This window comes from Halomonas qinghailakensis, assembly GCF_025820815.1.
Lineage (GTDB): Bacteria > Pseudomonadota > Gammaproteobacteria > Pseudomonadales > Halomonadaceae > Vreelandella > Vreelandella qaidamensis.
Map to the genome: position 1 here is coordinate 63,557 of NZ_CP096973.1, position 24,417 is coordinate 87,973.

Here is a 24,417-nt window from a genome sequence, read left to right on the forward strand (position 1 = left end):
GAATTAGACTTTTCTTTCGGTAAACGCCCTCTTCGCTTCTCTTGCGCTAGCCAACGGTTAAGAATCCTATTAGCCTGCTAACTCAACCAGTAAGGGATTGAGATGCAAGAGACAACGATGCGGCAGCGGGTGGCGGGTGTGCTGGTGCTGCTGGGGCTTTTAGCGCAGATAGTGGGCTTTACCGGTGCGATGCCAACGGCGCAGGCGGTGAGCTATTTGTTGTGGGCGGCAGTGGCGCTGTTGTGGCGGGATATTCCTAGGCGTTCGCGTATTCAAGCGGGGGTGCTGATTGCTATTGGGGTGTTGATGCTGATGGTGGCTCGGGTGGTTTACGGTGCCAATGTGAATTGGCCTGCCATGCTTCAGGGCAACGTGTTTGTGGTCAGCATGCTGGTGGGCGTTAGCTTTATTTCTTTGCTGGGAACTCAGGGTAATAAACGCACGCCGGGTAAGCGGGTGACCGGTGCAGATGGCGTGCTGCGTACGTGGCTGGGCGTGCACTTTCTCGGCACTATTTTGAATCTTTCGACGGTCTTTATGGTCGGCGACCGTTTAGCTAGGCGCTCCCCGCTAACCACACCCCAGCTATTGGCGCTTAACCGTGGGCTGAGTAGCGCGGCGCTGTGGTCGCCTTTCTTTGCCTCTATGGCGATAGTCATCGCATTAGTGCCAGAAGTGCAGTACGGCCAGATTGCGCTAATTGGTTTTCCGTTGGCGATGCTTTCAGGGCTGTTAACGACGTTAGAGCTTAGGCGGCGGTTTGATTTAGCCGAGGTAGACGGCTTTTCGCTTTCGCCGCGTAGTCTGTTAATGCCTGCGGGCATGGCCGCGCTGGTGATGCTGTTTCACTTTTGGCTGACGCCGTCGCTCACCATTGTCAGCATCATTACCTTTTTACTACCAGCAGTGGCGGTACTCAGCAACCTGAAGGAAGGCGCGCGCTATACCTTGCGACGCATTCGCCAGCATACCACCACACGGCTACCCGCAATGCGCGGGGAAATTTCGTTGTTTTTAGCAGCAGGCTTATTAACCCTGGGGCTTTCTACCCTGGTTGCAGCGGCAGCAGGTGACGACTGGACGCTATTTGCCACCTTTGGCATGTGGCAAGCCATGGTGAGCTTTGCGGCGATTACGTTAAGTGCGCTGGTGGGGTTGCACCCGATTATTGGCGTTTCCGTACTGGCATCTATTTTGAATTTAGCCAGTGGTGAGCAAACGCTGTTTGCCTTTGTCGCGCTGAGCGCCTGGGCGGTAGGCACCAGCGTTGGGCCACTTTCCGGCATTAACCTTTCACTGCAGGGGCGTTACGGGGTTAGCGGCTACCGCATGATGAAAAATAATTTACTGTATGCAGCGATGATGAGCCTGCTCTCGCTAGGAGCGATCGCAGGCCTGAGCATGTGGGTCAATTAAATGATGGGCGAATTAGCCACTCATGTTTCGACGATTTTGCTCGGAAAACGGTAGAAGTAGCGGTGGCCACACTGGTGGCATGGTTCCAGGCGAGAGACGCTTTCTAGCATCACCTGGGCATCGCAATGCACGCACGCCATCAGGCCGGGCGCGGCTACTTCACCTTCGCAGTAGTCGGCGCGGGCGGCTTCCAGGTCATCTTCGAAGCGTTCGCGTTCCACCACACTGCGGTCGGCGATTGAAAGCAGCGATTCCGCCACCCGTCGTGACAGGCTGTCGATATCGATACCTAACCAGCTTGCAACCTGCTTACCGGTATCTGCCATGTAGTAGCGCATATCTTTCAAATCACGCTCTACCCAGGCACGCAGCAGCGCTAGCTCGTCTTTGGTGTACTCTTCAAGCTCTGCTTCAAAAGCAACGGCCTCGTCTAAATCCTTTTGAAGGTTTTCCCAGGTAAGCTCATTAGCCCCGTCCTGCATGCGCTCTAGCAGGCGCTCGTAGCCTTCGCGCAAACGGTGATCGTTATGTTGTTCCATGGTCCCTCTCCTTTTGTCGACCCAGGGTGTGGCCTATCATCGGCTACCCGTTCAAGGATACACCTGCATAGGATACAATCGACGCTACTTATCTGACAGTCGTCATCTATTATTCACTTTACGCCCTTTTAGGGGCGAATTACCCCAAGGCATTGAAAACACCGATGGACGCACATTACAGCCCCCGAGAGATCGAACGTGACGCTCAGCAGTACTGGGACAAACACCAGTGCTTTAAAGCAGTAGAAGACGCCAATCGCGAAAAGTTCTACTGCCTATCCATGTTCCCCTACCCCAGCGGCAAGCTGCACATGGGTCACGTGCGTAATTACACTATCGGCGACGTTGTATCCCGCTTCCAGCGTATGCAGGGTAAAAATGTCATGCAGCCCATGGGTTGGGACGCATTTGGCATGCCTGCGGAAAATGCCGCTATTCAAAATCAGGTGCCGCCCGCCAAGTGGACCTATCAAAACATTGATTATATGCGTAACCAGTTGAAGGCGCTTGGCTTTGCCTACGATTGGAGCCGCGAATTTGCCACCTGTGATACCAGCTATTACCGCTGGGAACAGTGGTTCTTCACCAAGCTGGTAGAGAAAGGCCTGGTCTACAAAAAGATGTCCACCGTGAACTGGGACCCGGTTGACCAAACCGTACTGGCCAACGAGCAGGTCATTGATGGCTGTGGCTGGCGTTCTGGCGCACCGGTTGAGCGTAAAGAGATCCCGCTGTGGTTCTTGAAGATTACCGACTACGCCGATGAGCTGTTAGCAGATTTGGAAAACGTCGAGTGGCCTGAGCAAGTTAAAACCATGCAGCGCAACTGGATTGGTAAATCCCGTGGCGTTGAGATGACCTTTGATATTCAAGCGGAAGATGGCAGTGCTTGCGAGCCGCTGGCGGTCTACACCACCCGCCCAGATACGCTGATGGGTGTTACCTATGTAGCTGTGGCTGCTGGCCACCCGCTGGCCAAGCAGGCTGCTGCGCAAAACAGCGAGCTGGCGGCGTTTTGTGACGAGTGTGCCAAAGGTGGCACCTCAGAAGCCGAAATGGCCACCAAAGAAAAGCTGGGCATGCTCACTGGGCACAAAGCGATTCATCCGCTAACTGGTGATGAAGTGCCGGTATTTGTGGCCAACTTCGTGTTAATGGAGTTTGGTACCGGCGCGGTCATGGCAGTGCCTGCCCACGACCAACGCGATTGGGAGTTTGCGACCAAGTACGGCGTAGAGCTGAAGCCTGTGGTGGCCGATGCCCAAGGCAACCAGCCGGACATTTCCGAAGGTGCTTACGTTGAGTACGGCACGCTGATTAACTCAGGCGAGTTCGATGGCCTAGAATTCCAGGCAGCGTTTGATGCAATTGCCGCGAAGCTTGCGGAGCTTGGCCGTGGTGAGGTGAAAACCAACTACCGCCTGCGTGACTGGGGTATTGCTCGTCAGCGTTACTGGGGCGCGCCGATTCCGGTGAAATACGGCCCGGAAGGCCAAACCGTACCGCTCTCTGATGACGAGCTACCGGTAGCATTACCTATGGAAGTGACCGTAGACGCTTCTGGTTCACCGCTAAAGAAAATGCCAGAGTTTTCCGAGCTGGGCGATGGCTGGGTGCGCGAAACCGATACCTTCGACACTTTCATGGAATCCTCCTGGTACTTCGCCCGCTTCTGCTGTGCGGACAATCACGAAGCGATGCTGGATGAACGCGCCAATTACTGGCTGCCCGTTGATCTCTATATTGGCGGTATCGAACACGCGATTCTGCACCTGCTTTATGCCCGCTTCTTCCACAAACTGCTGCGCGATTTCGGGATGGTGGATTCCGATGAGCCGTTCCAGCAGCTGCTCACCCAAGGCATGGTGATCGCGGAAACCTTCTACCGCTTTAAAGATAACGGTGGCAAAGAGTGGTTTAACCCTGCCGATGTAGAAGTGAAACGTGATGAGAAAGGTCGCCCATTAAGTGCCCTCTTAATGAGCGACGGCCAGCCGGTGGAAATGGGCGGCATCGAGAAGATGTCTAAATCGAAAAACAACGGTGTTGATCCACAGTCGATGATCGACAAGTTTGGTGCCGACACCGTACGCCTATTTATGATGTTTGCCGCACCGCCTGAGCAGTCGTTGGAGTGGTCGGATTCAGGCGTTGAAGGTGCGCACCGCTTCTTGAAGCGGATTTGGCGTCAGGTTACCGAACACCTTGCTGCGGGTACACCGGGCGAATTGACCGTTGATGCGTTGAACGACGACCAAAAAGCGCTGCGTCGTAAAACCCACGAGACTATCAAGAAAGCCAGTGATGACATTGGCCGCCGCACCACCTTCAATACCGCCATTGCTGCGGTAATGGAACTCTCGAATGCAGTGGCTAAGTTCGACGATACGTCCGAACTCGGCCTAGCGGTCAGTCGCGAAGCGCTTGAAGCATGCGTGCTGCTGCTAGCGCCCATTACACCACACCTGTGCCATACACTGTGGCAACAGTTGGGTTATGACCAGCCCGCTATTGAAGCCCAGTGGCCAAAGGTGGATGAAGCCGCGCTCACCCGCGACAGTATCGAACTAGTCGTGCAAGTAAACGGTAAACTTCGCGCGCGCCTAGAAGCTCCGGCTAGCGCCGACAAAGCTGCCATCGAGACGCTTGCGATGGAGAACGAAAACGTCCAGCGCCATCTGGAAGGTAAAACGGTTCGTAAAGTCATCGTTGTACCCGGTAAGCTGGTTAACATTGTGGTGAGTGGATGAAGCTATCCCAACACGTTACACGCCGTCGTTTCCTCGCTACCAGCATCGCCGCCTCAGCGGCGGTGCTACTCAGTGGCTGTGGTTTTCGCCTGCGCGGTTTAGAGTCAATGCCGCGTTTGCCTGCACTGTCATTAGAGGGCGATAACACAAGTGCCTTGGCCCAACAGCTACGCATCAGATTGTTACAGCAAAGCACCGAGGTTTCTGACGGTGCGCCCTGGCGAGTCACGCTAGGCTCGCCAGCACTTCGCCAACGCCGTATTGGCAGCGAAGGGCGTGCCAGCCAAGAACACGAGCTAACGTTAAGCACGTCTCTCTCTGTACAGCAGCGAGAAAACAATGCTTACGTACTTAACAATGCAACAGTAACTACCAGTACTCGCATTCGAGTCAGTGATGATGATCTGCTCAATCGCGAAACCCTCTTTCAAGAAGCGGAACAAACGCTAACGCGGCAACTGGCTGAGCGCATTATCGAAAGATTGGCAAACCTTGAGGCCATTCAGTGAAGGTATTTTCGGATCAGCTTCCCGCGGCCTTAGCAAAAAAATTGCCCAAGGTCGTGATTGTTGCCGGTGATGAACCATTGCAACATCGAGATGCCTGCGATGCCGTGCGCTTAGCCGCGCGGCAAGCGGGAGTCGAAGAACGGGAAGTGCTTGATGTAGAGGCTAATTTTTCCTGGGGCCGGCTGCTGGAAACCGCCAGCAATCTCTCCTTATTCGCCTCTAATAAGCTCCTTGAACTGCGGTTAGGAACACACAAACTGGGCCAAGATGGCAGTAAAGCACTGGCTCAGTATGCTGAGATGATGGGTGGTAGTGACGATTTACTGCTGATCAGCATGGGCAAGTTAGACGCTAAGCAGCAAAAAAGCGCTTGGTTTAAAGCGCTCGACAAACAAGGGTTATTTGTACCTGTATGGCCCGTTGATGCCTCACGTTTAGGCTATTGGCTCCGGGATCGTGCATCGCTACATGGTTTGCAAATTGACTTAGAAGCGGCTCGTTTATTGGGTGAACGTACCGAAGGTAATCTGTTGGCCGCTGATCAAGAGCTGCAAAAACTTGCGCTTATTCATCCGCCTCACACTCGTCTTAATGTCGAAAGCATTGCCCAGGGCGTGGAAGACAGCACTCGCTTCGATGTGTTCAATCTGGCGGATGCCTGTTTAAAAGGTGAGCCAAGCCGCACCTCGCGCATCGTCAATGGGCTGCGCAGTGAAGGGGTTGAAGCCCCCATTGTGCTTTGGGCACTCAGTCGTGAGCTACGTACCCTGTTATCGTTACACCAGCATTTGGATCAAGGGCAAAGCTTTGAGCACGCGTGCAAAACCCAGAAGCCGATGATTTTTGATAAACGCCGCCCCGCTTATCAAAAAGCGATCAGCCGCCTATCAATGAAACGTTTACACAAGCTTCTGTTAATGGCCCAACGTTTAGACCTTGCTGTGAAGGGCGCTTCAGCGGTGCCGTTATGGCCTGGACTTCACGACCTAGCCATGACTATGGCTGGTGGCAAGGGGCTTTTAGCTGAAACCCCATGGACCTACCGCATTAGTGCAAATAATTAGTACTTTTAGTTTTTGCCTTAAATCCAGTGCGGTTTATTTCTATACTATTGATTCAAGTTATAAATTAACTTGCTCCCCGATACGTCTAAGGATGAAGACAATGAAAAAAGTGCGTGCTTACCTCTCAAGTTTACTGATCGCTGCGTTAGTCATTACCAGCCTACCTGTTGCTGCTGCTCCTACAGCCCCACAGGGTGTGGACACTGCTTCCACAAACTTAGCCTCTACAAACTTAGTCTCTACGCAATCTGTTTTAGCAGGTGACCGTGCTGATGCTGATCGCGAGCGCATCAATGACATTCTTTCCCGTGCAGACGTGCAAGAACAGCTGCTAAAGCAAGGTGTTAATTTAGATGACGTTGAAGCTCGCGTTGCTGCGCTGAGCGACGCCGAAGCGCAGCAAATGGCCGAACAGCTTGAACAGCTGCCCGCCGGCGCCGGCGTGATTGGCGCTCTGTTTGCAGTATTTGTGATCCTACTAGTGACTGACATTCTCGGCCTGACCGATGTTTATCCATTCACTCGCTGATTTGTCTTCCATGATAAAACACCTTTTAAACGCCCGCTTTGCGGGCGTTTTACTGCTGGCTCTACTGCTGCCCACTCTGCTTAGCGGCTGCGCCCGCAGCCCAGTGCTACTAGAAAGCACTAAAGCTAGCCTTACACCGCAAACTGAGCTCACCGAAGTACCGTTTTACGCCCAAACGGAGTATCAATGTGGCCCAGCAACACTGGCCATGGTGCTTAATCACCAGGGGGTAGGTGTAGGGCTTGAGCAGTTAATCCCACAGGTGTTTTTGCCTGGCCGAGATGGTAGCGTTCAACCTGAAATGCTAGCCACTGTACGCCGTTATCAGCAGCTGGCAATTCCAATTCGCCCCACTATGGACGCGCTGCTTGGCCACCTGGAAACAGGCGACCCAGTAGTAGTAATGCAAAACTTATCATTACCAGCCTTCCCAATGTGGCACTACGCGGTGGCTATCGGTTTTGATTTGCCTAATGAAACACTGATCTTACGCAGTGGTGAAATCGAACGGCATACAATGTCGTTTAGCCGCTTTGATGCTACTTGGGCACGCAGTGAACGCTGGGGTTTTGTGGTTAGCGAACCTGACAGCCTGCCCGAAGGCGTGACAGCCCGCAATGCACTGGAAGCCATTAGCGCTTATGAGGAGCAGCATGGGCCTGTAGCAACGCTTTCCAGTTGGCAAGCCTTTGTAGAACGCTTCCCTGCCCAACCGCTGGGTCAATTTGCGCTCGGTAATGCGCTATACGCCGATCAACAACCTAAAGCAGCAATGGAAGCCTTCGCATCAGCCACACAGCTTGATCCCTCCATGGGGGCTGCATGGCTTAATTTTGCAATTTTAAAGCTACAACAAGGGCAAACGGACACTGCCCGCGAAGCACTTATTCGCGCTGCCGCTTTAGACGGAGACTGGCAGCCCCGCGCTCAGCAATTGCTGGATAATTGGTAAATAGATGGTGAACATAGGGGGGAATACCCCCTACTTCGAACATTTTAAAACATTCGGTTTAAGCCATTTTGTGCTGCTACCCGATATGCTTCTGCCATTGTAGGATAATTGAAGGTGGTGTTAATGAAGTACTTCACAGTATTCGCCTCACCTTCCTGCTGCATAATTGCCTGCCCAATGTGTAGAATTTCCGACGCCTGGTCACCAAAGCAATGGATACCCAAAATTTCCAGCGTATCTTGATGGAACAAAATTTTCAGCATTCCCACTGTATCGCCGGTAATTTGCGCACGAGCAGTATCTTTAAAGAAGGCTTTACCCACTTCGTAGGGCACTTTGGCTTCGGTTAGCTCACGCTCGTTGGGGCCAAAAGAGCTGATTTCGGGAATGGTGTAAATCCCGGTGGGCACATCGCTAACGAAACGATACTCTTTTTCCAGTAGCTCGTTACAGGAGTTTAACCCCTGGTCGTAGGCAGCACTGGCGAGACTCGGCCAACCAATCACATCGCCTGCAGCGTAAATATGCGGAATCGTGGTGCGGTAGTGCTCATCAACGCTAAGCTGGCCTCGGCCGTTTGCCTCTAAGCCGATATTCTCAAGCCCAAGACTATCCGTATTACCGGTACGGCCATTCGCCCAGAGAAACGCATCGGCGCGGATTTTCTTGCCCGACTTCAGGTTTACGGTTACACCAGCTTCGTCGCCTTCGACACTTTTATAGTCTTCGTTATGACGAATCAAGACACCGTGTTTGCGCAGATGATAGGAAAGCGCATCACTGATTTCATCATCCAAAAATGAAAGGAGGCTATCGCGGTTGTTGATTAAATCAACCTTAACGCCTAGGCCCGAAAAGATAGAGGCGTACTCACAACCGATTACACCTGCCCCAAAGATCACCAGTGTCCGCGGTGTATGGGAAAGGCTGAGAATCGTATCAGAGCAGTAAATACGCGGATGACGAAAGTTAATATCCGCCGGACGATAAGGCCGAGAGCCGGTAGAAATAACAATTTTTTTAGCAATCAGCTCCTCCACACCTTCCTGTCGATCTCGCACCACCACGGTATGGTCATCTTTAAAACGAGCCATACCATGAAACAGATCAATACGGTTGCGCGCGTAAAATGTCGTGCGCATTTCAACTTGTTTATCGATGGTGCCACGCGAACGTTCCATCACTTTGGGGAAAGAAAACCAGCGGGGTTCACCGATATCGCGGAACATGCGGTTGGTATTGAACGCCATGATCTGTTTGACCTGATGGCGCAGCGCTTTTGAAGGGATAGTACCCCAGTGCGTACAGTTGCCACCCACCTGGGCCTGCTTTTCAATAATCGCCACTCGCTTGCCATGCTTAGCGGCGTTTATGGCAGCGCTTTCCCCAGCGGGACCAGTACCTATCACCACGACATCGTAATTGTGAACTGCCATACGACTTGGATCTCCTTATTCCTTACGGTAAAAGCGCTTTAAGAGCATTTACGTAAACACCCACAGCAAGTGGGCGTCTGAAAAGCAAGTTGCCAGATTAACGACGTGTTGCGTCATAACCTAGGTCAGCTCCACGACTTTCATCGCTACGGCGGCGCACACTTCCACGCTTACGGTTTTCTTCTTCGCAAACCTCATCTTTACCACCACAGATGTCACAGCCTTCTTTTAAGCCCAGCTGATTTAAACCGCCACAGGAGCCAGCGATAGGCTTTCGACCCATTAATACCCCAACAGCCATGGCTGTCATTACCAGTGCCATAAAACCAAATACCAGTAGCCAGATTGTCATGCGTACCTCCCAGCATTGCATTAACTGTTCACCTGCCGACAACGATCATGTCGTTAAGTGCCGTAGAATTTTAATATCTATTGTACCTCAGCCACTCCAAAATGATCAGACGGCAAAGCGTTTTTCCAGTGCTCACAAAAACGGGGCTGACCAAAAGGTCAGCCCCGCTTATGCCTGAAGGCAGTTTACTGCAATACTGTATTAACCGCCGAAGTCATCTAACAGAATGTTTTCCGGCTCTACGCCCATATCCAGCAGTAGCTTAATAACAGACGCGTTCATCATCGGCGGCCCACACATGTAGTACTCACAATCTTCAGGAGCAGGATGATCCTTCAGGTAGTTTTCATACAGTACATTGTGGATGAAGCCGGTCGGCCCTTCCCAGTTATCCTCTGGCTGCGGGTCTGACAGTGCCAGATGCCACTCAAAGTTCGGGAACTCTTCAGCCAGCTGATCGTACTCTTCATTGTAGAAGGTTTCACGCCAAGAACGCGCACCGTACCAGAAGGAGATCTTGCGCGACGACTTCAAGCGCTTGAGCTGGTCAAAGATATGGCTACGCATCGGCGCCATGCCTGCACCACCACCGATGAAGACCATTTCTGCATCAGTGTCTCTGGCGAAGAACTCACCAAACGGACCCATAACGGTCACTTTGTCACCCGGCTTCAGATTGAAGACGTAGGTAGACATAAGACCCGGCGGGTGGTTAGTACCCGGAGGCGGTGTCGCGATACGAATGTTGAACTTGAGGAGGCCTTTTTCATCCGGGTAGTTAGCCATTGAGTAGGCGCGGATTACTTCCTCGTCGTTCTTATGGGAAATTTTGAACATATCAAATTTTTCCCAATCGCCACGATACTCTTCTTCGATGTCAAAATCGGCGAATTTAATATCGTAGGGCGGCGCTACCAGCTGAACATAACCACCGGCGCGGAAAGCAACTTCTTCACCTTCAGGTAGCTTAAGGTTCAGCTCTTTAATGAAGGTAGCCACATTGGGGTTGGCAGTTACTTCAGTTTCCCACTTCTTCACACCAAACACTTCTTCAGGCACTTCTACTTTCATGTCCTGTTTAACAGGAACCTGACAAGATAGACGCCAGCCTTCTTTCTTCTCACGCATAGTGAAATGGGATTCTTCGGTCGGCAAAATAGAGCCGCCGCCCTCTTCTACTCGGCACTTACACTGAGCACAAGAGCCGCCACCGCCACAGGCAGAAGAAAGAAAGATTCCGTTTGCAGCTAAGGTGTTAAGAAGCTTACCACCAGCCTGGGTCTGCAGGGTATGCTCGGGGTCGCCGTTGACTTCAATCGTCACGTCCCCGCTACTCACTAGCTTGCTGCGCGCTGCCAGAATGATCGCCGTCAAACTAATAACGATGATCGTGAACATGACAACACCGAGCAAGATGACAGATGTATCAACCATGTCGGTTTCCTATTGCTGAAGGTTTTCTGTACCTCGGCAGCCTGGGCTGCCGAGAAAACCGGCTCCGATTAAAGCTGAATGCCTGAGAAGGACATAAAGCCCAACGACATTAAGCCAACGGTAATAAACGTGATGCCAAGACCCTGAAGACCGCCAGGCACGTCGCTATACTTCAGCTTCTCACGGATACCAGCCAGCGCTGTAATAGCAAGCGCCCAGCCAACACCAGAACCGAAACCATAGATTACGGATTCGCCAAAGTTGTAGTTACGCTCAACCATGAACAGAACACCACCTAGGATGGCGCAGTTAACGGTAATCAGCGGTAGGAAGACGCCCAGTGCGTTGTAGAGCGCAGGAACGTATTTATCGAGGAACATTTCCAGAATCTGAACCAGTGCGGCAATAACGCCGATGTAGCTCAGAAGCCCCAGGAATGAAAGATCGATATTTTCAGCACCGCTTACGCCGGTCCAAGACAATGCGCCTTCAGCCAGCAGCAAGTTGAACACTAGGTTATTGACCGGTACTGAAATAGTCAGTACGACAATAACAGCAATTCCAAGGCCAAAGGCAGCCGAAACTTTCTTGGAAACCGCCAGGAACGTACACATTCCTAAGAAGAAAGCCAGTGCCAAGTTCTCAACAAAAACCGAAGCAACGAAAAGGCTTAGATAGTGTTCCATGTTACACGGCCTCCTTCGGCTTGGTGTTGTGCTTCATTTTGAACTCGTTCTCTTCTACCTGCTCAGGATTGACTGAACGCAGTACCCAGATCAGCAAACCGATAATAAAGAAGGCAGAAGGCGGTAGCAGCATCATACCGTTAGGCACATACCAACCACCATTTTGAATGGTAGGCAGGACGGTGAAACCAAAGATGCTGCCAGCACCTAGCAATTCACGGAAGAAGCCAACGACCATTAAAACGAAACCGTAACCCAGGCCATTTCCAATACCATCAAGGAACGACATGCCCGGGGTATTGGACATAGCAAAGCCTTCTGCACGGCCCATTACGATACAGTTGGTGATGATCAGACCCACGAATACCGACAGCTGCTTAGACATTTCATAAGCGTAAGCTTTGAGGATCTGGTCAACCACGATAACTAGTGACGCAATGATGGTCATTTGAACAATGATACGGATCGAAGACGGAATATGGTTCCGAATCAACGATACGAATAGGTTCGAAAAGGCCGTAACAAAAATTACCGCTAGCGCCATTACCAGCGAGACGCTCATGCTGGTAGTCACCGCTAGTGCAGAACAAATCCCTAAAATCTGGAGCGCAATGGGATTATTCTTAAAGATCGGCGCCGTTAAGACGCTTTTTGCATTTGCATCCGCCATGATCAGGCCCCCTCAACGTCGTCGAAGTTGGTGTCGGTATCTTCGGCGTCTTCTGGCTCAGTTCCACTACGGAACTTCGCCAAATAAGGACCGAAACCTTCTTCGCTGAACCAGAACTGCAGCATGTTAGTCACGCCGTTACTAGTCAGCGTTGCACCAGATAGCGCATCAACTTCGTACTCATTGCTTGCACCGCCTTTGGTCAGGTGGATTTCCGGTGAGAGGTCGCCCTCTTCATCGTAAATCTTCTTACCTTCCCACTGAGCTTGCCAGCGCGGATTATTCACCTCAGCGCCAAGGCCCGGTGTTTCGCTGTGGTCATAGTAGGTGATACTGACAATGGTATTACCGTCACCTTCGACAGCCAAGAAGCCCATCATGCGTCCCCAAAGTCCTTGCCCACGGATAGGCAGAACAATTTGGTCTGGATTCTCTTCATCGCCGACAAGGTAGACAGTCGCAAAGTTCTCAACACGAGACAAACCTGCGATATCACGGTCGCCAGACAGTGTACGACCCGTTGCCGGATCACGAGACGCTTCGAAGCCATCAAAGGTATCTGGGTCGAACTGATCGGTATACTCACCAGAATCAAGCTCTACCACACGCGCAGTGATCTGGGTGCGGAACGCTTCTTCAACATCCATACCAGGCTCATAAAGGCGTGCCACGTTAAGAATGTTGGTTTTACGGTCCAGCTCCTGATTTAACTGCTGTGCAGGACGTAGCGCCACAGCAGCCGTCGACACGATCACCGAGCACACGATACACAGCGAAAACGCTACGATCAGGATCTTCTTGATGGAGTTGTTACCTTGTGCCATTAGGCTGTCTCCTCGGCCGGTACGCCAGTCCGCTTGAGACGGCGTTTAATATTGGCCTGGACGAACATGTGGTCAATCAGCGGCGCAAACAAGTTGGCAAACAAAATGGCTAACATGATCCCTTCAGGGAAGGCCGGGTTTACTACGCGAATCAGCACGGTCATCACACCAATTAGCGCACCAAACACTAAGCGACCTTGGTTAGTCATAGCCGCAGACACTGGGTCCGTTGCCATAAACACCATGCCGAAAGCGAAACCGCCAATCACTAGGTGCCAATACCAAGGCATTGCGAACATGGGATTGCTGTCAGAACCAATTAAGTTGAACAGCGTACTGGTAATAACCATGCCCAAGAAAACGCCCAGCATAATTCGCCAGTTAGCGATCTTAGTCCAAAGCAGTACTGCGGCACCGATAAGGATTGCCAGCGTTGATACTTCACCTACTGAGCCAGGAATGAAGCCTAAGAAGGCATCCCACCAGCTGTAAGTGTTGGTCAACGCAGTCATACCGTCCTGGAAAGCCATGGAAAGTGCTGTTGCACCAGTATAGCCATCGGCTGCTACCCATACTGCGTCACCGGAAATTTGCGCCGGATAGGCAAAGTATAGAAATGCTCGACCAGTTAAAGCAGGGTTCAGGAAGTTTTTACCTGTACCACCAAAGATCTCTTTACCTATGACGACGCCGAAGGTGATACCTAAAGCAACCTGCCATAGCGGAATAGTTGCCGGTAGAATCAGAGCAAAAAGCACAGACGTTACGAAGAAGCCTTCGTTAACTTCATGACCGCGCTTGATGGCGAACATCACTTCCCAAAAACCACCTACCACGAACGTAACGAGGTAAATAGGTAAGAAGTAAGTCGCACCCAGTACAAAGTTGGCCCACAGACTGCTTGGATCATGCCCACCCGCTAGGGTCATCATAATCGCTTCGCGCCAACCGCTCATGGATGCATAGCCTGCATCAATTGCGGTATTTGCCTGCCAGCCCGCGTTCCACATACCGAAGAACATGGCAGGAAAAGTACACATCCACACTGTAATCATGATGCGCTTCAGGTCAATACCATCACGCACGTGAGAAGTGGTTTTAGCGACGCTAGGCGGCGAATAAAAAATAGTATCTACCGCTTCGTAGAGCGGGTAGAACTTTTCGTATTTACCACCTTTATGGAAGTGCGGCTCGAGATTATCGAGTGTTTGTCGAATACCCATCATCAGGCCTCTTTCTCGATCATGGTGAGATTGTCACGCAGGATAGGGCCGTACTCATATTTACCGGGGCAAACATAGGTACACAGTGCCAGATCCTCTTCGTCCAGCTCAAGACACCCAAGCTGCATGGCAACCTCAATGTCGCCCACAATCAGCGAACGCAGTAACTGTGTTGGCATTACGTCCAACGGCATGACGCGTTCGTAATTACCCACCGGTACCATGGCACGTTCAGAACCATTGGTAGACGTTGTCGGCGCGTAGTTACTCAGGCCTTTAATCTTGGAGATATAGATGCCCATAACAGAGTGGCGATTAGCACCTGTAGACAACCACCCCATAAAGGCGCGCTTGTTGCCCTCTTCGAGCAAGCTAATTTGATTATGGAAACGCCCCAGATAGGTCAGATTCCCTTCTGCTGAAGCACCAGAGAATACAGAGCCTGAAATTACGCGGGTGTCTTCAGGTTTGATGATCTCACCTGCTAAGAGTTCCTCAGTACTAGCACCTATACGGGTGCGTAATAAACGAGGCTTTTCAGCACGCGGGCCACCCACGGCAATAATACGGCTCATATCGAGCTTACCTTCGATAAACAGCTTGCCGAAGGCAATCACATCTTGATAACCGATGTGCCACACTTTTTTATGCAGGGCTACCGGTGAAAGGTAGTGAATATGCGTGCCCACCAGACCAGCAGGATGCGGGCCAGCAAAGCTTTCAGCTTTTACGCCGCTAACATCACCACCAGGAAGGGACGCATTGGCACCCGTGCACAGAAAAACGTTGCCCTCGGTCAGGCGGGTTAGCACCTTGAGGCCGTCTTCAAATGCTTGGGAGTTTTCGTTGATCACTACCGCAGGGTCAGCACTGAGCGGATGGGTATCCACGGCAGTGACAAAAATATCAGTAGGTGTGCTGTCGATGGCTGGCGTGCGAGAAAAAGGCCGGGTGCGCAAAGCAGTCCAAAGACCTGACTCTACCAGTTGATCAACAACAGTTTGACGTTCAAGCTGCTCTAAAGCGCCACGATCATGGGAAGCAAATGTCATCGCTTCTTCATTTTCATCGACTTTAATAACAACAGAAAGCAAACGTCTCTTTTCGCCACGGTTAATAGCAACTACTTCACCGCTGGCGGGCGCTGTAAAGCGTACACCATCAATTTTCTTATCGGTGAAGAGCAATTGGCCTAGTTTGACCTTATCCCCTTCCTGAACTTCCATCGTTGGTTTCATGCCAACGTAGTCGGTGCCCAGGATTGCCACGTGGCGCACAGGCCGCGCATCTTCAATACGCTGCTCGGGCGCTCCCGTGATGGGGAGATCCAGGCCTTTTTTGACTTCGATCATAGTCTCGCCCAGTTGATGGATCGGATATACGAAGGTAAGGGGTTCGAATGCTTATTTTCTGCTCAGTGAAATTCTTATTTTCTGCTCAGATTGTTACCAGTCCGGCTCAAGCAAAGTTGAACCACCCCGAAAAATCTCTCGTATTATAAAGATAAGCGCGGCCAATGACCACATCCCTGACGGCCTCCGAAAGTGCTATATACGCTTTAAGTAGATTTGTTTTCGCCACAAAAAACGCCACCTGAAGGTGGCGTTTTACGTTACTTCATGCTCCACAGCGCTAGAGCAGCTGCTTACATGCAGTTAGTGATCAAACGGTTTGATGGGGCAGCTTCAGAAACTTTACGTTCGACATATGCTGAAGGATACGAATAACCTGGCAGCTATAGCCAAATTCATTGTCATACCACACATACACAACAGCATGATTACCGTTTGCAATAGTAGCTTTAGCGTCAACGATACCCGCATGGCGGTTACCAACAAAATCAGACGATACAACTTCAGCGGAATCTACAAAGTCAATTTGCTTCTGATAAGAAGAGTCAATCGACATGCGACGCAGGTAGTCATTCAGCGCTGCAGCATCGGTGCCCTTTTCCAAGGTCAGATTCAAAATAGCCATAGATACATTGGGTGTTGGCACACGAATGGCATTGCCCGTTAGCTTACCCTCAAGCTCGGGAAGCGCTTTTGCAACGGCTTTTGCTGCACCTGTTTCGGTCAGTACCATATTAAGTGCTGCACTACGACCACGACGATCACCCTTGTGGTAATTATCGATAAGGTTTTGATCGTTAGTATAGGCGTGCACTGTCTCTACGTGGCCGGTCACCACACCATACTCATCATTCAGTGCTTTCAGCACTGGCACAATGGCGTTGGTGGTACAGGAGGCTGCCGACACAATTTGGTCATTATCACCAATTGTTTCGTGGTTAATGCCAAATACGATATTTTTAATATCGCCTTTGCCCGGCGCTGTTAACAATGCTTTCTTAGCGCCCTTGCATTCCAGGTGCTGACCCAGACCCGCCTCATCACGCCAAATACCAGTGTTGTCAACGATAACAGCGTTATTGATGCCGTAAGCGGTGTAATCAATCTCACTGGGAGAGTCGGCGTAAATAACCTGAATCACGTTACCATTAACGATCAACGTGCGCGCTTCAACATCGACTGAAATGGTGCCATCAAAGGGACCATGCACCGAGTCTCTGCGCAGCAAGCTGGCACGCTTTTCAAGATCTTTAGCAACATCACCACGGCCACGTACAACAATCGCCCGCAAACGCAGCAAGTTACCACCACCCGCCTTTTCAACCATCACGCGTGCAAGCAAGCGGCCAATACGCCCAAAACCGTAAAGAACGACGTCTTGAGGCTCGCCTTTGCTACCGTTCGGCTGAAAACCATCAATAATCTCAGCAAGCTCTTTACGCAGGAAAGCACTAAGGTCACCACCGCCTTGGCGCTTAAAATTAACTGCTAACTTGCCAACGTCAACATGGGCAGGACCAAGATTCATCTCACTCATTGCTTTCACAATGGGGAACGTATCTTCGACAGATAACTCGGTCCCTTCAATTTTGCGCACAAAACGGTGATCTTTGAGGATGCGAATGACTGACCGCTTAATCAAGGAACGACCAAACATAGTGGCGACAACATTGTTCTGACGATACAACTGACCCACCAACGGTATCATTTGCTCAGCCAGAGCTTCGTTGCTTTGCCATTCCTGAAAAACGTTTTCGAGAGCTTGCTGACTCACGTGCGGCCTCATTGGGTAGTGAAAAGAAATTTCTTAGAACATTATCCTGGGCTTACCTACATGTCGCAATGAATGGATAGTCGCACACCATGTAGGGGTATTACAGAAAAAACGAATTGACTACAAGCTGCAACAATGTATCGACACACTGTATCGACACACGACACGAAACAGTAGGTAGCTTGTGTACCTCATGACTCCTGCACGTCTGTACCTTGCAGGCTTCCGTAACCTGTGTTTGCTTTGCATAGGCCTCTGCCTGAAAGTACTGATCGTGTATGATCCAGTTTCCGTTTCAGCGCAAAAACGATACCGTGACTATGCCTTCTTTTTCTCTGCTCGAACCGCCCCAGCCAAAAGGGACACGCGACACGCTTTACCTAACAGCGCCGCCGGGCAGTGCAACTGCCCTGGCACTGGCCCAGGTCGCCTTAAGCGCACCATTATTGGTCATTACGCCCAACACTGCCAGCGCGCAACGATTGGAACAGGATCTGGCGTTCTACAGTAATGTGCCCGTTTTGCCCTTCCCAGACTGGGAAACGCTGCCTTATGACAGCTTCTCCCCGCATCAGGATATTATATCGTCACGCCTACGCACCCTACGATTATTGCAGGATGGGGTACGCGGCATTGTTCTGGTGCCAATTAATACATTAATGCAGCGGCTTCCCCCCGTGTCATATATAGCTGGGCGCGTTATGACGTTGAAAGAAGGCGCAAAGCTAAAACGGGAAGCATTTCGCGAGTCGCTCTCCCGAGCAGGCTATCGTGCTGTAGAAACGGTCTACGAGCCTGGTGAATACGCCATGCGTGGTGCCATCATTGACCTTTTCGCCATGGGCATGGATGAGCCAATTCGTATTGATTTGTTTGATGACGAAATCGATACGCTACGCCATTTTGACCCCGGTAATCAGCGATCCACCAACAAAGTCGGTGTGATTGAGCTACTACCAGCGCATGAGTACTCATTAAGCCGCAGCGCTATTGCCTGTTTTCGAGAACAGTTTGAAACGCTTTTTGATGTTGATCCGCGCCAGTGCCCACTCTATAACGATGCGCTGAAAGCGATTCCCTCGCCAGGTCTGGAGCAATATTTACCGCTGTTCTTCGACGAAACTGCTTCTTTATTTGAGCACGTCACCGATGACACCCGTGTGGCACTATTACCCGGCGTGTTCGAAGCAGCTGAACAGCACTGGCGCTCGATTGAATCACGCTACGAAAATTTAGGTGTTGATCCAACACGTCCTCTTTTACCGCCTCTTCGCGCGTTCATTCCCGTGAATGACGTTTTTTCGGCGATTAAAGCACGCCCACGAATCGAACTCACCGAAGACGATACACAGCGTCATGCCCTGGCGCCGAAAGCCCAGGCACTACCCTCACTTGCAATTAACGCTCGCGCCAAGCAACCGCTGAATGAACTAGCCGCCTTTTTAAATACACAGCACGCTACGCGGGTTCTGTTTGTTGCCGAATCAAGGGGGCGCAGAGAAGCGTTAGAAGAAATACTAGCGCCGCTTAAATTAACGCTGCCTCATATCAACAGCTTCCAAGACTTTTTAAGCAGCACTGATCGAATTGCTATAACTGAAAGCTTGGTAGGTAGTGGCTTGTGGCTTACCGAGCCTGATGTCGCAGTGATTAGCGAGACTGAGCTATTTGGCGATGTAGTGCGCCAGAGCCGGCGACGAGAAAAAGCCACCGACGACAATGAATTGGCCGTGCGGCACCTTTCCGAGCTGAGAGAAGGTGCCCCAGTTGTGCACCAAGCACATGGCGTAGGCCGCTATTTGGGGCTGGAAACCCTTGAAGCTGGTGGTCAGGCTAATGAATTCTTAGCCCTTTCATATGCCGACGGTGCCAAGCTTTATGTACCTGTCGATAGCCTGCATCTTATTTCTCGCTATAGCGGCGCTGATGACGAGCTCGCCCCGCTACACCGACTAGGCTCTGACCAATGGGAAAAAGCACGCCGCAAAGCAGCTGAGAAAATCCGAGACACTGCCGCCGAGCTGTTAGATATCTACGCTCGGCGAGAGGCTCAGGAAGGGTTTATTTATGATACACCTGGAGAGGAGTATGTCCGCTTCTCTGCCAGCTTCCCATTTGAAGAAACCCCCGACCAACATGCCGCTATCGAAGCAGTTATTAGCGACATGGTCTCTGCTCAACCAATGGATCGCGTTGTTTGTGGCGATGTAGGTTTTGGCAAGACCGAAGTCGCGATGCGCGCTGCATTTCTGGCCGTCCAGACCGGTCGCCAAGTGGTAGTGCTTGTGCCCACTACCCTGTTAGCTCGCCAGCATTTTGAAAACTTCCGAGACCGTTTTGCTGACACCGCCGTGAACATTAGCCTTATCTCACGCTTCACCAGTGGCAAAGAAACGACGCAAACCCTGGAAAGCATCAAGAATGGGCAGACTGACATTGTAATTGGCACCCATAAGCTGCTGTCTAAAAGCGTTGAGCTTCCCAAAATGGGGCTCTTAATTATCGATGAAGAACACCGTTTTGGGGTCGCGCAGAAAGAGAAACTCAAAACGCTACGCGCCGAAATCGATATTTTGACGCTAACGGCGACACCGATTCCGCGCACCCTTAACATGGCCATGAGCGGTATCCGAGACCTTTCGATTATTGCCACCCCGCCAGCACGGCGCTTATCGGTCAAGACGTTTGTGCAACAGCGAGACAGTAGCATCATTAAAGAGGCCCTACTGCGTGAAATACTACGCGGCGGACAAGTCTATTTTTTGCATAATGAAGTCAAAACGATTGAAAACGCCGCCGAACAAATTCGCGAACTGGTGCCAGAAGCGCGAGTAGCCGTCGCTCACGGCCAGTTACCAGAACGCAGCCTTGAGCGAGTCATGTCAGACTTCTATCATCGTCGCTTCAATGTACTTGTATGCTCGACTATTATAGAAACCGGCATTGACGTACCCAGCGCCAACACAATTCTGATTGAGCGCGCCGATAAGTTCGGTCTGGCCCAGCTACACCAGCTACGTGGACGCGTTGGCCGCAGCCACCATCAAGCATACGCTTACCTACTAACACCGCCCCCCAAAGCAATGACACGAGATGCCGTTAAACGTCTTGAAGCGATTAGCGCTTCTGATGATCTGGGCGCTGGTTTTACCCTGGCAAGTCACGACATGGAAATTCGCGGCGCTGGCGAGCTGCTAGGCGACGAGCAGAGCGGCCAAATGGAAACCATCGGCTACACGCTTTATATGGAAATGCTGGATCGCGCGGTGAAGGCAATACGTGCGGGCAAAACGCCTAACATTGACGCCCCCTTCAACACCGGCGTCGAGATTAGCCTCAATCTGCCAGCGTTGATTCCAGACGACTATATTCATGACGTACAACAGCGCCTAGTGATGTATAAGCGCATCGCCAACACTCAGAGCGATGCGGAACTCAAAGAACTACAAGTGGAGCTTATTGATCGTTTTGGTCTCCTTCCTCAACCTTTAAAAAACCTGATACGTCAAACTAGGCTGCGCCACCGTGCTGAACAACTGGGCGTTGCGCGCATTGAAGCCGGTGAAAATCGTGGCCGCGTCCTTTTCAATAGCGCCACTCAGGTCGACCCATTAACGCTAGTGACACTTATCCAGAAATCGCCTCAACATTACCGTTTGGATGGCTCAGACACGTTACGATTTGAATTTCCAATGGAAACTATCGAACAGCGTTTTGAAAAGGTCGAAGCGCTGCTAACAACGCTCAACCAAAAAGTAGCGGCGGCGTGAACCTTGGGGCAAACTTATACAATGGCTCCATCCCCGGCCCGCCTACTATCGCTAATGACATATCGCTAATAGCAATGCAACTGCGCAGTGATTAGCGCATAAATTGATTAGGAACCACCATGAATATTCGCAGGTTATATAACGTTTGGGCCCCAACTAGTCTAGCAGTCTTGCTGACGGCAAGCCTTTCTAGCTCTATTTATGCACAGCCGCCTAATACCACAACGGAAGGGGCAGCAGCTCTTACCGAAGAAGCATTAGCCACCGCTGACCAGCTTGCAGAACAAAGGGAGCTACCACGCGGCCATTTTCGTCTACCTGAGACGGGTGACATTATTGGAGAAAACTATACCGTCGTCGTAGAAAACCCTGAAGAAACACTAATTGACATCGCACGGCGCCATAATATCGGCTATGAAGAAATCCGCATGGCGAATCCAGACGTCAGCTTGTGGGTGCCTGGAAAAGGAACAGAAGTTGTTATACCAGCACGCTATATTTTGCCGCCCGCCCCTCGTGAAGGCGTAGTCGTCAACCTTTCCGAACTGCGACTTTACTATTACCCAGCCGATAATCCAGGCATTGTTGAAACCTATCCTGTCAGCGTTGGCCGCGAAGAATTTGCCACCCCTGTTGGTATCACCCGCACCACAGTAAAGGTGAAAGATCCTGCCTGGGCACCACCAGCATCTATGCGTCGTGAAGCAGCAGCACGTGGCGAGCCAGCGCCCTCTATTGTGCCCCCTGGCCCCAATAACCCATTGGGTCGTCACGCTATATTGCTGGCGATGCCTAGTTACCTGATTCATGGCACTAACCGCCCTGAAGGCGTGGGCATGCGGGTAAGCCGCGGCTGTATTCGTATGTACCCTGAAGATATCGAATCGCTCTATGAGCGCCTACCTAGTGGCACTCAGGTCAACTTGATGGATGCACCGTTTAAAGCAGGCTGGGCAGCAGACGGCACACTGTTTGTACAGTCTTACCCTCAGCTTGAAGAAAACGTTGGCGATTTCGAGCCATTGCTTAATGCCATCGAGCGGGTGAGCGAGCTCGCTGAAGACCAAGCAGAAGTGGATTACGCTCAGGTTAAGCTAGCAGTGGAAAATCCAAATGGCCGCTTTGTAGCGCTTTATGGCCCCCAAGCGCCAGAACAGGCTCCTGCTGAAGAAACGTTAGAACTTGATGGCTTATTAGAAGAAATTGAACTTACGACAACGAATCGAACTGAGGAAGAAGCTTAATCGAAGAAAAATCCAAAGAGCAAAAAACCCCGCCGAGGCGGGGTTTTTTACATCTACAGCAACCCTAAGGTTTAACGCTTAGGGCCCAAACAGAATTACTTCTGCATGGAGCGCTGGAACATGCGGTTCATTTCTTCACGGTTTTGCTCAGACATCTGCAGCGCAGCTTGCGCATCGCGCTGAGCTTGGTTTGCAGTGTTCATCGCTTGTGAAGCCATGCTGCGTGCTTCTGCGGCATCAGCCTGTGCAGATTCAGCAGTCATGCGAACTTCTTCCAGAGCGCTGGTAGAAGCACAGCCAGCCAGGATTGCCAGAGAAGCGGCAGCGGCAGTCATCTTCAGAGCAGTCTTCAGAGTCATAGTGTTCTCCTTGAGTCTTCCTTGGGTACAACATTAAGGGTATGACAAACCTAAGGCTAAAGTGTTAGCCCAGTTTTGTCTACCTGCGGTGCAGGTTCTTTACAGCGACTTGTGGCTTGGCATAAGTCCAAGACACGCAAGTCAAACGCTGTTTTATAATAGACCACAGCGGTTGTCTATAGCCACGTATTTAAAAACCTAGAACTTCCTTTAACCACATCAGCCTAGCGGATCACTACGCGAGTGCCAACACCTACCAGCGAAGCAACTTGTTCAATCTGCTCATTGGTGACAGCAACACAGCCTTGGGTCCAGTGATATTGACCATGAATATCTGGATCACCACCCCCAATACCATGTATACCAATAGCGCCACCTAATGCCGTATTTTGCGGCGGAGCACCGTGACGCCGATAGTGATCAAAATAAGCATCATAATCTGCTTGAGAATAAATGCCTTTTTCGAGCGCCATGCGTGCATGCGGTGGCGTAGGATAATCGATACCTATAAAAATATGCCACTGACTTTCGTAATTAAATCGGTTTATTCGAAACTCGCCAAGTGGAGTCACATTATCACCACGGACTCGCTGCGTTTTTGCGCCACCACGCCCAAGCGATATGGGTGAATAATGTTCAACCACCGTATTACCGCGATAGATACTCAGCGTAGCTTCTTTATCATCAATTAACACCCAAAGCTCATTGCTGTGACGCGGAATATTGGCGCGCGAAAGCAGCGTCTCCACTAGATCTGTGGGTTCGTAATCATTTACAGTGCTAGAAGTCGCTGCGCTAGCCACAGCGGGCCAGCCCAGCGCCAATGCTAAAAAACGGCGACGGTTTACGGGCATCATTGTCAATCTCTATATAGGCCAGCATCAACAGCCAACAAAGCGTTTGTAGCAGTCGTTATACCTTATTCCAGCACCAAATGTCAGTGCCTTAATAAGCCAAATAACCTGCCCATACGACAAGGTTGACAACCGCGCCGCTGTTAATCGTTCTCAGGCTATCTTGCCACTCTTATCTTGTAAAACTAACCTAGTTATCCCTCAAATTACTGGCTAGATATCCTCGAATTCTTGCATGCTCGTCACGAGCTTACGCGCTTCGGCGTTATGCCCTTCTGCCAAGGCATTAAAGAAGGCTGCTTCTGGCTCTATCTTGGCACGTGACGCACGATGCTCATAAAGATGCTGTAGCTTTTGATGCGACTTAATCGCTATGTGAGTCAGTTCATCGATAGAATCTGCCACTGTTTGTTCAGCGAGCGCCTCAAGCTCAGGAGGCTGGGGAAAGTCGCTAGGATCATCAAACCATATCTCCAGCACTTCACGATGGTCAGAGCCATCATTAAACAGCGCTTCGAGTCCAGTTTTCATTCGCAACTCACTATCGGCTAAATACGTTAATGCCATGGCAAGACGTTGATGGTCACTTGAGTCCGCAGCAGCGCGATATTGACGCGCCATATCGCCATGATAGCTTGCGGCCCACTCAACTAAGTCTTTGACTTGGTTATAGCGCATTT

General features: G+C 51.0%; 21 protein-coding genes. 8 read left to right on the top strand and 13 right to left on the bottom strand.

What is annotated here, in order from left to right:
• Positions 1-102: 102 nt before the first annotated feature.
• A complete protein-coding gene (locus M0220_RS00345; RefSeq protein WP_264018360.1) occupies positions 103-1,416 on the top strand; it encodes a hypothetical protein in 1,314 nt (437 codons plus the stop codon).
• 20 nt (positions 1,417-1,436) lie between these two features.
• Here M0220_RS00345 and M0220_RS00350 read toward each other — a convergent pair whose 3' ends face one another.
• Positions 1,437-1,955, bottom strand: coding sequence for a zinc ribbon-containing protein (locus M0220_RS00350; protein WP_030069306.1), 519 nt, complete (start codon positions 1,953-1,955; stop codon positions 1,437-1,439).
• Between the two features lie 164 nt (positions 1,956-2,119).
• Between M0220_RS00350 and leuS the strand changes: the two genes are divergently transcribed.
• The 5 genes from leuS to M0220_RS00375 all read left to right on the top strand — a co-directional run bounded on the left by leuS (position 2,120) and on the right by M0220_RS00375 (position 7,759).
• Positions 2,120-4,705 carry a leucine--tRNA ligase gene (leuS, locus tag M0220_RS00355; RefSeq protein WP_264018361.1) on the top strand — a complete coding sequence of 862 codons (2,586 nt, stop codon included), beginning with the start codon at positions 2,120-2,122 and terminating at the stop codon, positions 4,703-4,705.
• Positions 4,702-5,214 (top strand): LPS-assembly lipoprotein LptE, encoded by a 513-nt coding sequence (locus M0220_RS00360; protein WP_264018362.1) that lies wholly within the window; start codon positions 4,702-4,704, stop codon positions 5,212-5,214. Before leuS ends, M0220_RS00360 begins: the two co-directional genes overlap by 4 nt.
• Positions 5,211-6,278, top strand: a complete 1,068-nt coding sequence (gene holA, locus M0220_RS00365) for a DNA polymerase III subunit delta (RefSeq protein ID WP_264018363.1) — start codon at positions 5,211-5,213, stop codon at positions 6,276-6,278. The genes M0220_RS00360 and holA overlap by 4 nt, the downstream gene beginning before the upstream one ends.
• A gap of 100 nt (positions 6,279-6,378) precedes the next feature.
• Complete coding sequence (locus M0220_RS00370; protein ID WP_264018364.1) at positions 6,379-6,807, top strand: PA2779 family protein; 429 nt, start codon at positions 6,379-6,381, stop codon at positions 6,805-6,807.
• A 10-nt stretch (positions 6,808-6,817) separates the two neighbouring features.
• Positions 6,818-7,759, top strand: coding sequence for a PA2778 family cysteine peptidase (locus tag M0220_RS00375; RefSeq protein WP_264018365.1), 942 nt, complete (start codon positions 6,818-6,820; stop codon positions 7,757-7,759).
• Positions 7,760-7,803: 44 nt separating this feature from the next.
• Here the strand turns inward: M0220_RS00375 and sthA are convergent, their stop codons facing one another.
• The 9 genes from sthA to M0220_RS00420 form a co-directional block, all read right to left on the bottom strand.
• Complete coding sequence (gene sthA, locus M0220_RS00380; RefSeq protein ID WP_030069294.1) at positions 7,804-9,195, bottom strand: Si-specific NAD(P)(+) transhydrogenase; 1,392 nt, start codon at positions 9,193-9,195, stop codon at positions 7,804-7,806.
• 97 nt (positions 9,196-9,292) lie between these two features.
• Entirely contained in the window at positions 9,293-9,547 is a 255-nt protein-coding gene (gene nqrM / locus M0220_RS00385; RefSeq protein WP_009723507.1) for a (Na+)-NQR maturation NqrM, read from the bottom strand.
• 201 nt (positions 9,548-9,748) lie between these two features.
• A complete protein-coding gene (gene nqrF, locus M0220_RS00390; protein WP_030069291.1) occupies positions 9,749-10,981 on the bottom strand; it encodes an NADH:ubiquinone reductase (Na(+)-transporting) subunit F in 1,233 nt (410 codons plus the stop codon).
• 68 nt (positions 10,982-11,049) lie between these two features.
• Positions 11,050-11,667 (bottom strand): NADH:ubiquinone reductase (Na(+)-transporting) subunit E, encoded by a 618-nt coding sequence (gene nqrE / locus M0220_RS00395; protein WP_030069289.1) that lies wholly within the window; start codon positions 11,665-11,667, stop codon positions 11,050-11,052.
• A 1-nt stretch (position 11,668) separates the two neighbouring features.
• On the bottom strand, positions 11,669-12,337 hold the full coding sequence (locus M0220_RS00400; protein ID WP_030069287.1) for an NADH:ubiquinone reductase (Na(+)-transporting) subunit D: 669 nt from the start codon (positions 12,335-12,337) through the stop codon (positions 11,669-11,671).
• A 2-nt stretch (positions 12,338-12,339) separates the two neighbouring features.
• Positions 12,340-13,161, bottom strand: a complete 822-nt coding sequence (locus tag M0220_RS00405; protein WP_030069286.1) for a Na(+)-translocating NADH-quinone reductase subunit C — start codon at positions 13,159-13,161, stop codon at positions 12,340-12,342.
• On the bottom strand, positions 13,161-14,387 hold the full coding sequence (locus M0220_RS00410; RefSeq protein ID WP_030069284.1) for an NADH:ubiquinone reductase (Na(+)-transporting) subunit B: 1,227 nt from the start codon (positions 14,385-14,387) through the stop codon (positions 13,161-13,163). The genes M0220_RS00405 and M0220_RS00410 overlap by 1 nt, the downstream gene beginning before the upstream one ends.
• On the bottom strand, positions 14,387-15,736 hold the full coding sequence (locus M0220_RS00415; RefSeq protein WP_030069280.1) for a Na(+)-translocating NADH-quinone reductase subunit A: 1,350 nt from the start codon (positions 15,734-15,736) through the stop codon (positions 14,387-14,389). Before M0220_RS00415 ends, M0220_RS00410 begins: the two co-directional genes overlap by 1 nt.
• Positions 15,737-16,046: 310 nt before the next feature.
• Positions 16,047-17,510, bottom strand: coding sequence for a glyceraldehyde-3-phosphate dehydrogenase (locus M0220_RS00420; protein ID WP_035536117.1), 1,464 nt, complete (start codon positions 17,508-17,510; stop codon positions 16,047-16,049).
• 320 nt (positions 17,511-17,830) lie between these two features.
• On the opposite strand from M0220_RS00420, the gene mfd reads away from it, so the two are divergent.
• Both mfd and M0220_RS00430 read left to right on the top strand, forming a co-directional pair.
• Complete coding sequence (mfd, locus tag M0220_RS00425; protein ID WP_030069276.1) at positions 17,831-21,280, top strand: transcription-repair coupling factor; 3,450 nt, start codon at positions 17,831-17,833, stop codon at positions 21,278-21,280.
• Between the two features lie 119 nt (positions 21,281-21,399).
• Positions 21,400-22,524, top strand: a complete 1,125-nt coding sequence (locus M0220_RS00430) for a L,D-transpeptidase family protein (RefSeq protein ID WP_264018366.1) — start codon at positions 21,400-21,402, stop codon at positions 22,522-22,524.
• A 95-nt stretch (positions 22,525-22,619) separates the two neighbouring features.
• On the opposite strand, the gene M0220_RS00435 is transcribed toward M0220_RS00430, so the two are convergent.
• The 3 genes from M0220_RS00435 to M0220_RS00445 all read right to left on the bottom strand — a co-directional run bounded on the left by M0220_RS00435 (position 22,620) and on the right by M0220_RS00445 (position 24,415).
• On the bottom strand, positions 22,620-22,883 hold the full coding sequence (locus tag M0220_RS00435; RefSeq protein ID WP_030069272.1) for an Lpp/OprI family alanine-zipper lipoprotein: 264 nt from the start codon (positions 22,881-22,883) through the stop codon (positions 22,620-22,622).
• 224 nt (positions 22,884-23,107) lie between these two features.
• Positions 23,108-23,740, bottom strand: a complete 633-nt coding sequence (locus M0220_RS00440; RefSeq protein ID WP_030069269.1) for a L,D-transpeptidase family protein — start codon at positions 23,738-23,740, stop codon at positions 23,108-23,110.
• Between the two features lie 210 nt (positions 23,741-23,950).
• Complete coding sequence (locus M0220_RS00445; RefSeq protein ID WP_030069267.1) at positions 23,951-24,415, bottom strand: hypothetical protein; 465 nt, start codon at positions 24,413-24,415, stop codon at positions 23,951-23,953.
• Between the last annotated feature and the right edge of the window lie 2 nt (positions 24,416-24,417).

Bases quoted from the DNA above. Each gene is read 5' to 3' on its own strand.
- M0220_RS00345 (WP_264018360.1), top strand. From the start codon at position 103: ATGCAAGAGACAACGATGCGGCAGCGGGTGGCGGGTGTGCTGGTGCTG.
- M0220_RS00350 (WP_030069306.1), bottom strand. From the start codon at position 1,955: ATGGAACAACATAACGATCACCGTTTGCGCGAAGGCTACGAGCGCCTG.
- leuS (WP_264018361.1), top strand. From the start codon at position 2,120: ATGGACGCACATTACAGCCCCCGAGAGATCGAACGTGACGCTCAGCAG.
- M0220_RS00360 (WP_264018362.1), top strand. From the start codon at position 4,702: ATGAAGCTATCCCAACACGTTACACGCCGTCGTTTCCTCGCTACCAGC.
- M0220_RS00370 (WP_264018364.1), top strand. From the start codon at position 6,379: ATGAAAAAAGTGCGTGCTTACCTCTCAAGTTTACTGATCGCTGCGTTA.
- M0220_RS00375 (WP_264018365.1), top strand. From the start codon at position 6,818: ATGATAAAACACCTTTTAAACGCCCGCTTTGCGGGCGTTTTACTGCTG.
- sthA (WP_030069294.1), bottom strand. From the start codon at position 9,195: ATGGCAGTTCACAATTACGATGTCGTGGTGATAGGTACTGGTCCCGCT.
- nqrM (WP_009723507.1), bottom strand. From the start codon at position 9,547: ATGACAATCTGGCTACTGGTATTTGGTTTTATGGCACTGGTAATGACA.
- nqrF (WP_030069291.1), bottom strand. From the start codon at position 10,981: ATGGTTGATACATCTGTCATCTTGCTCGGTGTTGTCATGTTCACGATC.
- nqrE (WP_030069289.1), bottom strand. From the start codon at position 11,667: ATGGAACACTATCTAAGCCTTTTCGTTGCTTCGGTTTTTGTTGAGAAC.
- M0220_RS00400 (WP_030069287.1), bottom strand. From the start codon at position 12,337: ATGGCGGATGCAAATGCAAAAAGCGTCTTAACGGCGCCGATCTTTAAG.
- M0220_RS00405 (WP_030069286.1), bottom strand. From the start codon at position 13,161: ATGGCACAAGGTAACAACTCCATCAAGAAGATCCTGATCGTAGCGTTT.
- M0220_RS00410 (WP_030069284.1), bottom strand. From the start codon at position 14,387: ATGATGGGTATTCGACAAACACTCGATAATCTCGAGCCGCACTTCCAT.
- M0220_RS00415 (WP_030069280.1), bottom strand. From the start codon at position 15,736: ATGATCGAAGTCAAAAAAGGCCTGGATCTCCCCATCACGGGAGCGCCC.
- mfd (WP_030069276.1), top strand. From the start codon at position 17,831: ATGCCTTCTTTTTCTCTGCTCGAACCGCCCCAGCCAAAAGGGACACGC.
- M0220_RS00430 (WP_264018366.1), top strand. From the start codon at position 21,400: ATGAATATTCGCAGGTTATATAACGTTTGGGCCCCAACTAGTCTAGCA.
- M0220_RS00435 (WP_030069272.1), bottom strand. From the start codon at position 22,883: ATGACTCTGAAGACTGCTCTGAAGATGACTGCCGCTGCCGCTTCTCTG.
- M0220_RS00440 (WP_030069269.1), bottom strand. From the start codon at position 23,740: ATGATGCCCGTAAACCGTCGCCGTTTTTTAGCATTGGCGCTGGGCTGG.
- M0220_RS00445 (WP_030069267.1), bottom strand. From the start codon at position 24,415: ATGCGCTATAACCAAGTCAAAGACTTAGTTGAGTGGGCCGCAAGCTAT.